This window comes from Variovorax monticola, from assembly GCF_051216855.1.
In the GTDB taxonomy this organism is placed as follows: Bacteria; Pseudomonadota; Gammaproteobacteria; order Burkholderiales; family Burkholderiaceae_C; genus Variovorax.
Genome location: NZ_JBPJZP010000001.1, coordinates 304582 through 318140, shown reverse-complemented (window position 1 = coordinate 318140; position 13559 = coordinate 304582). Strand labels below are relative to the sequence as shown.

The 13559-nt window shown below is 69.0% G+C and carries 11 protein-coding genes; 8 read left to right on the top strand and 3 right to left on the bottom strand.

The window, feature by feature from the left end:
* Positions 1-2: 2 nt before the first annotated feature.
* Positions 3-1835 (bottom strand): sulfoacetaldehyde acetyltransferase, encoded by a 1833-nt coding sequence (xsc, locus tag ACSFA5_RS01395; RefSeq protein ID WP_435442212.1) that lies wholly within the window; start codon positions 1833-1835, stop codon positions 3-5.
* A gap of 168 nt (positions 1836-2003) precedes the next feature.
* Here xsc and ACSFA5_RS01390 point away from each other — a divergent pair, with 168 nt between their 5' ends.
* The 8 genes from ACSFA5_RS01390 to ACSFA5_RS01355 all read left to right on the top strand — a co-directional run bounded on the left by ACSFA5_RS01390 (position 2004) and on the right by ACSFA5_RS01355 (position 11323).
* Positions 2004-2861 carry an IclR family transcriptional regulator gene (locus ACSFA5_RS01390; RefSeq protein WP_435442211.1) on the top strand — a complete coding sequence of 286 codons (858 nt, stop codon included), beginning with the start codon at positions 2004-2006 and terminating at the stop codon, positions 2859-2861.
* A 40-nt stretch (positions 2862-2901) separates the two neighbouring features.
* On the top strand, positions 2902-3903 hold the full coding sequence (locus ACSFA5_RS01385; protein ID WP_435442210.1) for an AAA family ATPase: 1002 nt from the start codon (positions 2902-2904) through the stop codon (positions 3901-3903).
* Positions 3900-5639, top strand: a complete 1740-nt coding sequence (locus ACSFA5_RS01380; protein ID WP_435442209.1) for a cobaltochelatase CobT-related protein — start codon at positions 3900-3902, stop codon at positions 5637-5639. Before ACSFA5_RS01385 ends, ACSFA5_RS01380 begins: the two co-directional genes overlap by 4 nt.
* Positions 5640-5752: 113 nt before the next feature.
* A complete protein-coding gene (locus tag ACSFA5_RS01375; protein WP_435442208.1) occupies positions 5753-6556 on the top strand; it encodes an IclR family transcriptional regulator in 804 nt (267 codons plus the stop codon).
* Positions 6553-7551, top strand: coding sequence for a tripartite tricarboxylate transporter substrate binding protein (locus ACSFA5_RS01370; RefSeq protein ID WP_435442207.1), 999 nt, complete (start codon positions 6553-6555; stop codon positions 7549-7551). The genes ACSFA5_RS01375 and ACSFA5_RS01370 overlap by 4 nt, the downstream gene beginning before the upstream one ends.
* Before the next feature lie 18 nt (positions 7552-7569).
* Positions 7570-9012, top strand: coding sequence for an acylating sulfoacetaldehyde dehydrogenase (sauS, locus tag ACSFA5_RS01365; protein WP_435442206.1), 1443 nt, complete (start codon positions 7570-7572; stop codon positions 9010-9012).
* Positions 9013-9014: 2 nt separating this feature from the next.
* A complete protein-coding gene (locus ACSFA5_RS01360; RefSeq protein ID WP_435442205.1) occupies positions 9015-10529 on the top strand; it encodes an AMP-binding protein in 1515 nt (504 codons plus the stop codon).
* Positions 10526-11323: a sulfite exporter TauE/SafE family protein gene (locus ACSFA5_RS01355; protein ID WP_435442204.1), complete on the top strand. Its 798-nt coding sequence runs from the start codon at positions 10526-10528 to the stop codon at positions 11321-11323. Before ACSFA5_RS01360 ends, ACSFA5_RS01355 begins: the two co-directional genes overlap by 4 nt.
* A 35-nt stretch (positions 11324-11358) precedes the next feature.
* Here ACSFA5_RS01355 and ACSFA5_RS01350 read toward each other — a convergent pair whose 3' ends face one another.
* On the bottom strand, positions 11359-12570 hold the full coding sequence (locus tag ACSFA5_RS01350; RefSeq protein ID WP_435442203.1) for a DUF2252 domain-containing protein: 1212 nt from the start codon (positions 12568-12570) through the stop codon (positions 11359-11361).
* A 110-nt stretch (positions 12571-12680) separates the two neighbouring features.
* Positions 12681-13487, bottom strand: coding sequence for an IclR family transcriptional regulator (locus ACSFA5_RS01345; protein ID WP_435442202.1), 807 nt, complete (start codon positions 13485-13487; stop codon positions 12681-12683).
* Positions 13488-13559 lie beyond the last annotated feature (72 nt).

Here is a 13559-nt window from a genome sequence, read left to right as displayed (position 1 = left end):
GTTCAGACGTAGTCCTTGTACTTGTCGAGGAATCGTACCGGCTTGGACAGCGCGTCGCGGCGGAACGGGTCGCCCAGCTCGCGCGTGCACATGATCTCGATCACGCAGGTCTTGCCTTCGTTCATCTGCATGTCGATGGCCTTCTTCAGCGCCGGGCCCACGTCTTCGAGCCTGTCGACCACGATGCCTTCTGCGCCCATGGCCTTGGCGATGCCCGCGAAGCTTTCGCTTTCGAGCTCGCCGGCCACGAAGCGGCGGTTGTAGAAGTCGACCTGGTTCTTCTTCTCCGCGCCCCACTGGCGGTTGTGGAAGACCACGGCCGTCACCGGAATGTCGTGGCGCACCGCGGTCATGATTTCGGACATGCTCATGCCCCAGGCGCCGTCGCCGGCATAGGCCACGGCCGGGCGGTCGGGCGCGGCGCACTTGGCGCCGATCATGGTCGGCAGCGAGTAGCCGCAGTTGCCGAAGCTCATCGGCGCGAAGAAGCTGCGCGGCTCCTCGAAGCGCAGGTAGCTGTTGGCAATGGCGTTGATGTTGCCGATGTCGGTGGACACCATCACGCGCGGCGGCATGGCTTTTTCGAGCTCGCGCAGCACCTGGCGCGGGTGCAGGTAGGTGCCGCCGGTGGGCGTCTTCTCGCCCTTGGCTTCCTCGATGGCGTCCAGGCTGTAGGGGTCACGCTCGTGGGCCCACTCGTCGAGCTCTTTCTCCCACGCGGCTTTCTCGGCCTTGATCTTGTCGGCGCGCTCGGCCTTGGTGGCATCGCAGGCCAGCGTCTTGCCCTGCAGGCGCTTGAGCAGTTCCTTGGCCGTGGCCTTGGCGTCGCCGTGGATGCCCACGGTGATCTTCTTCACCAGCCCGAGGTTGGTGTGGTCGGCCTCGACCTGGATGATCTTGGCGTCCTTCGGCCAGTAGTCCATGCCGTGCTGCGGCAGCGTGCCGAAGGGGCCCATGCGCGAGCCGAGCGCCAGCACCACGTCGGCCTGCGCGATGAGCTTCATCGCGGCCTTGGAGCCCTGGTAGCCCAGCGGGCCGGCCGACAGGGGATGGCTCGCGGGGAACGAGTCGTTGCGCAGGTAGCCGTTGGCCACCGGCGCGCCGAGGCGCTCGGCCAGGGCCTTGCACTCTTCCACGGCGTCGCCCATCACGACACCCCCGCCCGAAAGAATCACCGGGAACCTGGCCGAGGCCAGCAGTTCGACGGCCGCGTTCAGGCTGTTCTCCCCGCCCGCGCCGCGCTCCACACGCATCGGCTTGGGGATCTCGGTGGTGAGCTCGCCGTAGAAGTAGTCGCGCGGAATGTTGAGCTGCGTCGGGCCCATCTCGGAGATGGCGCGGTCGAAGCAGCGCGCCGTGTACTCGGCCATGCGCTTGGGGTTGTTCACATGGCCCTGGTACTTGGTGAACTCCTGGAACATCGGCAGCTGGTTGGCCTCCTGGAAGCCGCCCAGGCCCATGCCCATGGTGCCGGTCTCGGGCGTGATCATCACCACCGGGCTGTGCGCCCAGTAGGCCGCGGCAATGGCCGTCACGCAGTTGCTGATGCCAGGGCCGTTCTGTCCGATCACCACGCCGTGGCGTCCCGACACGCGCGCATAGCCGTCGGCCATGTGCGCGCCACCCTGCTCGTGCACCACCGGCACCAGGCGGATGCCGGCGGGCGCGAAGATGTCCATCGCGTCCATGAAGGCCGAGCCCATGATGCCGAAGATGTCGGTCACGCCGTTGGCGACCATGGTCTCGACGAAGGCCTCGGAGGGGGTCATCTTCTGCACGCCGGTGACGGCTTCGCGCGAGGCTCGAACGGGGGCGGCGGGTTGCTTCTGGCTCATGGAAGTCGTCTCCTGATGGGATGGGGCGGTTGGTTGAAAGTTGAAAGTCGGAACACCTTGTTCCAAAATTCCAGAAATTCGTTTCGGCGGAATATAGGACGCCGCTGGCCTCCCGTCAAACAATTTACAAAATTCGATACGCCACGTCTCTTTTTTTGTAAAGCGCATATGATCCGCGCCATGAAGATCGTCAAAGCGCTCCCTTCGGCAGCATCCGAAGCCACCGACACCGCCGAACCCGCGGGCCTGGACGGCGACTCGCCCACCATGCGCCTGTTCGCGCTGCTCGAAGTCATGGCCGCCAAGGACCAGCGCCATTCGCTGCAAGGCCTGGTCGAGCAGACCGGCCTGCCCAAGCCCACGCTGCACCGCATGCTGCAGCAGCTCGAAGGCGCGGGCCTGCTGCAGCGCGAAGGCGACGGGCGCCACTACGGCATCGGCACGCGGCTGCGGCGGCTTTCGGAAAACCTGCTCTTCAACGACAGCCTGCACGGTGCGCGCCATACGGTGCTGCGTCAACTGGTGGAAGAAATCGGCGAAAGCTGCAACCTCACGGCGCTGTCGGGCAGCGAGGTGGTGTACCTCGACCGCGTGGAAACCGCCGCGCCGCTGCGCTTCTACCTGCACCCGGGTTCGCGCGTGCCGGTGCACTGCTCGGCCAGCGGCAAGGTCTTTCTCTCGCAGATGAGCCCGGCGCAGCGCCGCCGGCTGCTGTCGAACGCATCGCTCGAGGTGTACACGCCCCGCACGCTGACCGACCCCGACGCGCTCGAGAAAGAAGTGCAGCGCGTGCGCAAGGACGGCTACGCCATCGACCATGAAGAGTTCCTGCCCGGCCTGCTGTGCATCGCCACGCGGGTGCCGTCCGGCGACGATGCGCCCTCCAACCTGTGCATTGCCGTGCAGGCGCCGGTGATGCGGCTCGACGCAGCCAAGGCGAAGGCGCTGCTGCCCGCGCTGCAACGCGCGGCGCTCGCGCTCAGCCGCATCGGCACCGACGCGGCCGCCGACCGCGCGCAGGCCTGACTTCTTCCACAGAATTCACAGAATTCACAGAAAGCCCACCGTGACCGATACCGCAGACCTCCGGCCGGACCGAATGCTCAGCGTGCGCGAGGTGTTCGGCATCGACACCGACCTGCAGGTGCCCGCCTTCAGCCATCGCGACGGACTCGATGGCCTCGAAGACCACGTGCCCGAGGTCGACGCGGTGTACCGCTTCAACCCCGACGTGACGCTCGCCATCCTCGCGGGCTTCACGCGCGACCGGCGCGTGATGGTGCAGGGGCTGCACGGCACCGGCAAGTCGACGCACATCGAACAGGTGGCGGCGCGGCTGAACTGGCCCTGCGTGCGCCTGAACCTGGACGGCCACATCAGCCGGCTCGACCTGGTGGGCAAGGATGCGGTGGTGCTGCGCGAAGGCCAGCAGGTCACCGAGTTCCAGGAGGGCATCGTGCCCTGGGCGCTGCAGCGGCCCGTGGCGCTGGTGTTCGACGAGTACGACGCGGGCAGGCCCGACGTGATGTTCGTCATCCAGCGCATCCTGGAGCGCGACGGCAAGTTCACGCTGATGGACCAGAACAAGGTGCTGCGCCCGCACCCGCTCTTTCGTTTGTTCGCCACGGCCAACACGGTGGGCCTGGGCAACCTCAACGGGCTGTACCACGGCGCGCAGCGCCTGAACCATGCGCAGATCGACCGCTGGAACATCGTCGCCTCGCTCAACTACCTGCCGGCCGCCGAAGAGATCGCGATCGTGCAGGCGCGCGTGCCGTCGCTGGCCGACGAGGCCGGCACCCGGCTGGTCGCCTCGATGGTCGCGGTGGCCGACCTCACCCGCAAGGGCTTCGCCGCGGGCGACCTGTCGACGCTGATGTCGCCGCGCACCGTCATCACCTGGGCCGAGAACGTCGAGATCTTCAAGGACCCGGCGCTGGCGTTTCGCCTGTCTTTCGTCAACAAGTGCGACGACGCCGAGCGGCCCCTGGTCGCCGAGTATTTCCAGCGCTGCTTCGACCGTGAACTGCAGGAGTCGCACCAGCTGTCGGCAGGCTCGCCCGAATGAGCGAGGCGCCTGCACCAGCCAGCGCGATGCAGCGCAAGGTGCGCCAGGAAGAGCTGGTGGCCGAGCTGTGCGCAGGCGTGGTGCGGGCCTTCAGCGGCGAGCGAGACCTGCACTTTCGCGGACGGCGGCTGCATCGCGGACGTGTGGTGCTCCCGTGGTTCGCGCCGCACCTGCATCCGTCGCCGGACACGGACGACTTCGCCTCGTTCCGCGGCGTGGCCGACGGCCTGGCGCTGCGGCTCACCGAATCGAAGGCGGCGCTGCACGACAGTTTGCGCCCCCAAGAACCCGTCGAACGCATGCTGTTCGAGATGCTCGAGCAGTTCCGCGTCGAGGCGATGGCGCCCGAGGTCATGGCCGGCATGCACCGCAACCTGCGGCACCGTCATGAACAGTGGTCGCTGGCCTTCCATCACTCGGGCCTGACCGACACCGCACGCGGCCTGTTGCTGTACGCCGTGGCGCAGATCTGCCGCGCCCGCGTCAGCGGCCAGCAGGTGGTGGAAGAAACCGAAGACATGCTCGAAGCCACGCGCTTCGCACTCGCGCCGCTGATCGGCCACGCCTTGGCGGGCCTGCGCCGCGACCGCACCGACCAGGCCGCCTACGCGGTGCATGCGCTGGCCATCGCGCGCACCGTCGCCGCGATGCTGCACGAGGCCGGCGAAGACAGCAGCGACTCGCGCGACCCGCACGTGGACGACAAGCGCAGCGTGTTCAGCCTGGTCACGGACATGGACCGCGAGGTGATCGAGCGCTTCACCACGGCGGAGTCGGGCCGCAGCGCGGTGCTCGACGGTGCGGGCGGCGCCTATCGCGTGTTCAGCACCGCCTGCGACCGCGAGCACGACGCCGCCACGCTGGCGCGCAAGGAGGTGTTGGCAGAGCACCGCGACAAGCTGGACCGCCGCATCGCCGCGCAGGGCGTGAACATCGCCCGCCTGGCGCGCGAGCTGCGCGCCCTGCTGGCCGAGCCCGAGCGCGACGGCTGGAGCGGCGGGCAGGAAGAAGGCCTGATCGACGGCCGCAGGCTCGCGCAGCTCGTCGCCGCGCCCACCGAGCGCCGCCTGTTCCGCACGGAGCGCATGGAACCGGTGGCAGATTGCATGGTCAGCTTTCTCATCGACTGCTCGGGCTCGATGAAGGAGCACGCCGAGTCGGTGGCGATGATGGTCGACGTGTTCGCGCGCGCGCTCGAACAGGCCGGCGTGGCGAGCGAGGTGCTGGGCTTCACCACTGGTGCCTGGAACGGCGGACGCCCGCAGCGCGAGTGGGTGCGCGCGGGCCGCCCGGCCCACCCCGGGCGCCTGAACGAACGCAGCCACATCGTCTTCAAGGCTGCGGCCACACCCTGGCGGCGCGCACGCCCGGCCATGGCCGCCTTGCTCAAGCCCGACCTGTTCCGCGAAGGCATCGACGGCGAGGCGCTCGACTGGGCCTGCTCGCGGTTGCGCGCGCGCAGCGAGGCGCGCAAGCTGCTGCTGGTCATTTCAGACGGCTCCCCGATGGACAGCGCCACCCACCTGGCCAACGACGCGCACTACCTGGACCACCACCTGCGCGACGTGGTGGCGCGCCAGGAGCAGCGTGGCGACATCGCCATCGCGGGCATCGGCGTGGGCCTGGACCTGAGTCCGTACTACAGCCGCAGCCATGTGCTCGACCTCGCGGCCTCCAGCGGCAACACGATCTTTCGCGAAGTGATCGAACTGATGGCTGGGCGTTATCGGCGCTGAAGCGTTTGGCACTGCATCCAAGTCCCTGGTTGACAAAGCGCCACTGACCTTCCTACAGTGCGTTTCAAATCCAAGAACGTTGTTCCAACATTTGGAACACCAGAGACGACCCCATGGACTCCACGCTTGCCAAGGGCCTTGCCGCCCTCGAATGGATGGCGCGCCAGCAGCGCGACTGCCGCGTCACCGACCTGGCCCAGGCCTTCGGCATGGCGCGCAGCAACGCGCACCGCACATTGCAAACGCTGGTGGAGTGCGGCTGGGCCGTGCAAGACCCCGGCACCAGTGCCTACCGGCCGAGCCTGAAACTCTTCGAAATCGGCGCACTGGTCGGTGAAGCGGCCGATGTGGGCGCGCTGCTGCGGCCGCACCTGGCCGCGCTGGCGCAGGCCACGGGCGAGACCATCCACCTGGCGGTGCTCGACGGCGCCGACATCGTCTACCTCGACAAGTTCGACAGCCCCCTGCCCGTGGCCGCGTACTCGCGCGTCGGCGGACGGGCGGCGGCGTACTGCGTGGCCTCGGGCAAGGCGCTGCTGGCGGCCGCGTCGCTCGATGCCGACGCGCTGCGGCAGCGCTTGGGCCTGCTGGTGGCACACACCAAGAACAGCATCACCGACATCGACTTGCTTCTTCTGGAACTGGCGCGCACGCGCGCACGCGGCCATGCCGAGAACCGCGAGGAATGGCGCCTGGGCGTGTGCGGCCTCGGCGTGCCGGTGTTCAATGCGCGCGGCGAAGCGGTCGCGGCCGTGGGCATGAGCGTGCCGTCGATTCGCTTCGCGCGCACGCAGGCCCGCGTGCTGGCAGGGCGCATCACGGCCTGCGCGCGCGACGCCAGCATCACGCTGGGATACCGCGCGAGCGCAGCGGCAGGCCCCGTGGCGAACACCCCGAAGAAAAAGAGACTCGAATGACGCTGCTCCCCGCTCCCTGGCTGCGCGCCGGCCTGCTGGCCACCGTGACGATGTCCGCGATGCTGGCGCCCCTGGCTTCACACGCCGACACCGTCGCCGACTACCCCACCAAGCCGATCCGCCTGGTCGTGCCCTACCCGCCCGGCGGCGGCACCGACGTCATCGCGCGCATCGTGCAGGAGCGCTTCCAGACGCTGCTGGGCCAGCCGGTGCTCATCGACAACCGCGGCGGCGCGGCCGGCTCCATCGGCACCGAACTGGTCGCCAAGTCGACGCCCGACGGCTACACGGTGCTGTTCACGCTGTCGTCGCACACCATCAACCCGGCCATCTACAACAAGCTGGGCTTCGACACCGCGAAAGACTTCGCGCCGGTCGCCATGGTCGCCTCGCTGCCGCAGATTTTGGTGGCCAACATGCAGTTCCCGGCCGGCACGGTGGCCGAGCTGGTGGCCATGGCCAAGGCGAAGCCCGACAGCATCTCCTTCGCCTCGGTCGGCAACGGCTCGCCAGGGCACCTGGCCGGCGAGCTGCTGAAGCTGCGCACCGGCACGCAGATGACGCACATTCCCTACCGCGGCGGCGGACCGGCCGTGACCGACGTGATGGGCGGGCAGGTGCCGCTGCTGTGGGTGTCCATTCCCGCCGCGGCGCAGTTCGTGAAGGCCGGCAAGCTGAAGGCGCTCGCGGTGTCGACCACCCGGCGCAGCGCGGCCTTCCCCGACGTGCCCACCATGCAGGAGGCCGGCATTGCCGACTTCGACGTCGACTCCTGGTACGCCGTGTTCGTGCCCGCGAAGACGCCGCAGCCCGCCATCGACAAGCTCAACCGCGTGATCAACACCGTGGTGAAGGAACCCGACATCCGCGACAAGCTGCTGGCCCAAGGCAGCGAAGGCGTCGGCGGCACGCCCGAACAGTTGGGCAAGGTCGTCACCACCGAACTCGTGCGCTGGCAAAAGCTGGCCAAAGAGGCCAGCATCAAGGTCGATTGACCGACACGGACAGACGCCATGGAACATGCGAACCCCTCCCCCTCTTCCCCCATCGCTGAACTGGTGGCGCGCGCGCGCGCCGCGCAGCGCATCTACGAAACCTGGTCGCAGGCGCAGGTCGACACCGCCGTGGTCGCGGCCGGCTGGGCCATCGTCGAGCCGGCGCGCAACCGCGAGCTGGCAGAGCTGGCCGTGGCCGACACCGGCGTGGGCAACGTCGAGGACAAGGTGCGCAAGAACCACCGCAAGACCTTCGGCCTGCTGCGCGACCTGCACGGGGCGCGCTCGGTCGGCGTGATCGCGCAAGACCCGGCACGCGGCATCGTCGAGATCGCACGGCCCGTGGGCGTGGTGTGCGCCGTCACGCCCTCGACCAACCCGGGCGCCACGCCGGCCAACAAGATCATCAATGCGCTCAAGGGGCGCAACGCGGTCATCGTGGCGCCCTCACCCAAGGGCTGGTCGACGGCGGCGCGGCTCATCGAATTCATCCACGCGCAGTTCGACCGCATCGGCGCGCCGCGCGACCTGGTGCAGTTGCTGCCCTCGCCCGTCAACAAGCAATCGACCGCCGAGCTGATGCGCCTGTGCGACCTGGTGGTGGCCACCGGCTCGCAGGCCAACGTGCGCGCGGCCTATGCGAGCGGCACGCCGGCCTTCGGCGTGGGCGCGGGCAACGTGGCCGGCATCGTCGACGAGACGGCCGACGTCGTGGCCGCCGCGGACCGCATCGTGCGCTCCAAGACCTTCGACAACGCCACCAGCTGCTCGTCGGAGAACAGCCTGGTCATCGTCGATGCAGTGCGCGCGCAGATGCTCGCCGCGCTGAAGGACCGGGGCGCGGTCATGCTTGCTGCCCCGCAGAAAGCCGCGCTGCAGGCGCTGATGTGGCCCGACGGAAAACTCTCGCCCGCCGTCATCGGCCAGTCGGCGCGCGCCATCGCCGAACGCGCGGCGGCGCTGGACGGCGCCAACCGCGCGGCGTGGCAAGCGATTGCAGAAGCCGACCCGCGCATCCTCATGGTGGCCGAAGACGGCGTGGGCCACGAGCACCCGTTCTCCGGCGAGAAGCTCAGCCCGGTGCTCGCCGTGTACGCCGCGAGCGACTTCGCGCACGCCATGGCCACCGTCGCGCGCATCTACGCCTACGAAGGCGCGGGCCACTCGGTGGGCCTGCACAGCGCGGTGCCCGAACGCGCGCTCACGCTCGGTCTCACGCTGCCGGTGGCTCGCGTGATCGTCGACCAGGCGCACTGCATCGCCGCCGGCGGCAGCTTCGACAACGGCCTGCCATTCTCGCTGTCGATGGGCTGCGGCACCTGGGGCAAGAACAACTTCTCGGACAACATGAACTACCGCCACTACCTCAACATCACGCGCGTGTCGCGGCCGATTCCGGAGGTGGTGCCGACCGAGGACGAAATCTTCGGCGCGTTCTTCAGCGCGCACGGAGCGAACTGAGCATGGCGGCAGCCCTCACGGTTCATGCGCTGATCGAGCAGCAGGCGCTTCGCCAGCCGAACGCGGTGTATGCGCGCGCCACCGAGTCCGAGCGGCACCTCACCTTCGGAGAGCTCGCGCGCGCGTGCCGCCGTGTTGCCGCGGTGCTGGAGGGCCATGGCATGCAGGCGGGTGACACGGTCTCGGTCGTCATGCCCAACGGCCTGCAGACCCTTCGGGTGCTGCTGGGCGCGATGCACGGGGGCTTCTGCGTGAACCCCGTCAACCTGCTGTCGCAGCCCGAGCAGATGCGCTACGTGCTCGCGCATTCCGACTGCCGCGTGGTCTGCGTCGCGCCCGAATGGGAAGCGCGCGTGCGCGAGATCGTGCACGGCTTCGACCGGCCGGTGAAGGTGATCGTGGCCGACCCTGAAGGCGATGCGTTGCCTGGTGAAGAAGAGATGGCGGCGGCTGCCTCGGCGCCCTCGCCCGACGCCGTCGCCTTGCTGATGTACACCTCGGGCACCACCGGCAGCCCCAAGGGCGTGATGCTCACGCAGCGCAACCTGGCGGCCAATGCGCACGCCATCAGCGCCGAGCATGCGCTGCAGCCGTCGGACCGCGTGCTCGCGGTGCTGCCGCTGTATCACATCAACGCCTTTGCAGTGACCATGCTTGCGCCGCTGGCGCACGGCGGCAGCCTGGCGATGCCACCGAAGTTTTCGGCCGGCCGCTTCTGGGCGCAGGCCACGCACACGCAGTGCAGCTGGATCAACGTGGTGCCCACCATGATCTCGTACCTGCTCGAAGGTGCGAAGCCGCCGCTGGCGCAGACGCTGGCCATTCGTTTCTGCCGCTCGGCCTCGGCCGCGCTGCCGCCTGAGCATCACCGCGCCTTCGAGCGGACGTTCGGCATCGGCATCGTCGAGACCATGGGGCTCACGGAGACGGCCGCGCCCTCGTTCTCGAACCCGATGGACCCGGCCGCGCGCAAGCTCGGCTCGGTGGGCCGCGCCTCGGGCTGCATGGCCGGCGTGGTCGATGCGAAGCTGGCGGCCGTGCCCGACGGCGTGACCGGCGAGCTCGTGATCCGCGGGCCCCAGGTGATGCTGGGCTACTACAAGAACGAGGAAGCCACCCGCGCCGCTTTCACGCCCGACGGCTGGCTGCGCACCGGCGACCTGGGGCACCGCGACGCGGACGGCTTTTTCTTCGTCACCGGGCGCATCAAGGAACTGATCATCAAGGGCGGCGAGAACATCGCGCCGCGCGAGATCGACGAGGCGCTGCTGCGCCACCCCGCCGTGCGCGAAGCCGCCGCCGTGGGTGTGCCCGACCGCCACTACGGCCAGGAAGTCGGCGTGTGCATCGTGCTGCGCGAAGGCTGCGCCTGCACCGAGGAAGAACTGCGCGAGTTCAGCACCGCCGCGCTCGGCCGCTACAAGACGCCCGGCCACTACCGCTTCGTGCGCGACCTGCCGCGCGGCCCTTCCGGAAAGGTGCAGCGCCTGAAGCTGTTGCCGCTGTTCGAGGCATGACGGCGGCCGAACTGCTGGTGCCGCCGCTGGGCCCGGCGACGCTGGCCTACAGCCTGTGCGTGGTGTTCGCGGCCGGCATCGTGCGCGGCTTCGCGGGCTTCGGCTTCTCGGCCATCACGGTGGCCGGCATGTCGCTGGTGGTGTCACCCGCGCTGGTGGTGCCCGCGATCTTCATGCTGGAGATTCTTGCGAGCCTGAGCCAGCTGCGCGGCATTGCGCGCGACATCGACATGCCGTGGTTGAGCTGGCTGATGCTGGGCAACCTGGTCTGCATTCCGCTGGGCGTGGCGCTGCTCGCGTGGCTGCCCGAGACGCAGCTGCGCCTGCTGATCGGTGTGCTGCTGATGGCGGCAGCGCTGCTGCTGCGCGGGGGCGCGCACCTCACGCTGGTGCCCACGCGCGGCGTGCGGCTGGCCGCGGGCCTGGCGTCGGGGTTCATCAACGGCGTGGCGGCCATCGGCGGCATTGCCGTCGCGGTGCTGCTGAGCACCGCGAAGATGGCGCCGGCCGCGTTGCGCGCCACGCTCATTGCGCTGCTGCTGTTCAGCGACGTGGTGTCGCTGATCTGCGCGGCGTTGATGCCCTCTTCGGCGCACGCCTCGGGCAACCTGCTGGGGCCGGACACGCTCAAGTGGGCGCTGTGGCTCGCGCCGGCGATGCTCGCGGGCATCTGGTACGGGCAGCGCTCGTTCAAGGGCGTGTCGCCGGCGCAGTTCAGGCGGCATGTGCTGAACCTGCTGATTGCGCTCGCGACGGTCAGCGTGGTGCGGGCGGTGGCCAGCGGGTGGACTTGACCCCTGCGCCGACCCTGAGCCCCCCGCCGGTCCGCTCACGAGGCCATCGTTCCCGCATCGAAAGCTGCGCTGTAGGCCTTCCAGTCTTTCTCGACCTGCGCGGCGCATTCGTGGGCGGCTTCGAGCAGGTCGTTGCGCCACGACTTGGCCGAGCCCCCGTAATCGACCAGCACGTCGGCAACGGCCGAGCCCTGCCGCCCCGCGCTGCGCAGCTGCGCCCACGCCACGAGCTGCCCCATCTCGCGGATGACCCCGCTGATCTGCGCGAGGCTGTTGCGGCGGGCATCGAGGCTCACCCGGTCTTCGCTCGGCTGCAGGCCGCGCAGCACGTAGGAGGCAGACGTGGCCGTGGCCCCCACGATCGGGTGCAGGAACGCCATCGACACCGCCTGCATGCGCCGCTGCAGCCCCACCACGCGGTGTGCCTGCGACGGCCACGCGGGCTGCTGCAGCGTGAGGTGCGGCGCGAGCGAAGAAGGCAGCGCCTGCTTCAGGTCGAGCAGGTAGTTGCCGTCGGGCGAGCCCTTGCCTTCCACCAGCACGATGTAGCGCTCGACCCCCAGGCTGCCGGTGCCCGCGATGCGCCGCGCCACGTCGAGCACCTTGAAGAAGCCGGGCTTGTCCTGCGAGGCCGCGAAGGTGTCGATGAGCTTCGTCACCTTCGCACGCGCGTCGTCGTTCACGTTCAGCGCGTGCTTGCCGTCGCAGCGAATGACACGGCCGCGCCCCTTCCTGTCGGTGCGCCGGTCTAGAAAGGCCGGCCGCGTGCGCGCCTTGAGGGTGTCCAGCAGTTGCTGGATCAGCCCGTCCGCGGTGTCGCGCTCCACCCAGCGGGCCTTGCCGAGCACCAGCGCGTCGGCATAGGCGTCGAGGAACGCCTTGCACAGGGCATCGGCATCGCCGGTCGCGCACAGGCTGTCGCCCGCCACCAGAATGCTCGACAGGAAGCGCACCAGCTCCCAGGTGACGGGCGCCAGCGCCGCCTCGTCGAAATCGTTGAGGTCGAAGTACACAAGCCGGTTGTCGCCCTTGTAGCTGCCGAAGTTCTCCAGGTGCGCATCGCCGCAGAGCCAGCCCGCCGGCGCCTTGGCGAAGAGCGCATCCTTCGGCAAGCGGTCGTAGAAGAGATGGCAGGTGCCCCGCAGGAAGACGAAGGCGTTGCTGCGCAGGTTGGCGTATTTCATCGCCAGGCGCTCGGGGTCGCGGCCTGTGTTGAAGTTGCGGATGGCGTCGACGACGTTAAGCATGGCGTTCCCCATTTCGGACAGGCCGGATTCTCGACCCACGACGTCGGTCACAAGAAATTTTTCGCCGCCCGGTGAAGCAGCCGTCTCTGCGGGCGCGCGGACCGTGCGGCTCAGAGCAGTGCGGTCATCTTGCCCGCAGCGGTCTTCAGCGCATCGATGCGCTTCAATGCATCGTCCATCGACATGCGCGCCGTCGGCGCATGCACGGCCAGCGCGGCGCGCACCGCGCCCGCTGCATCGCGCACCGGGACAGCCACCGCCACCAGGCCGGCGATGAACTCCTCGCGGTCGCACGCGTAGCCGCGCTTCGCAATGGCCTCGCACTCGGCGCGCAACGCATCGGTTGTCGTCAGCGTGTTGGCCGTCATGCGCTCCAGCGGCAGGCGGTCGACGAGCGCATCGCGCTCTTTGTTCGGCATCAGCGCCAAAAACAGCTTGCCGCTGGCCGTGCAGTGCAACGGCACGTGCGAGCCCACGTCGAGCGAAAGGCGCAGCGGCCATTGCGCCTCGACGCGGTCGAGGTAGAGCACCCCTGCGCCGTCGAGCGTGGTGAGGTTGCAGGTTTCGCCCACCTGGCGCACCAGTTCCGACAGCACCTCGTGCCGCAAGCCGCGCACCACGCCGTGGTTGAGCGTGTCGAAAGCCAGCTTGCGCAACGCGGGGCCCACGCTGAAGGAGCGCTCGTCCACGTCGCGCGCCAGGAAGCCGGTGGCCAGCAGTTGCGTGCAGATGCGGTGCGCGGTGCCCTTGGGCAGGCCGAGTTGCGCGGCCAGTTCGGCCAGGGTGAGGGCGCGGCCTTCGTCGGCCAGCAGCGCCAGCAGGCGCAGGCTGCGCTCGGCGGAAGAGCCGGAACCGGAACCGGGCTCGGGCTCCTCGGCGGACATCAAGGCGGCAGCGGCTCTCGCGGGACGGGGCATGCGGGTAAACCTTAAAAGTGGAACATTGCGTTCCGAAAATCATTGGCCTAGGATGCGGCCGAGCCCTGCGAT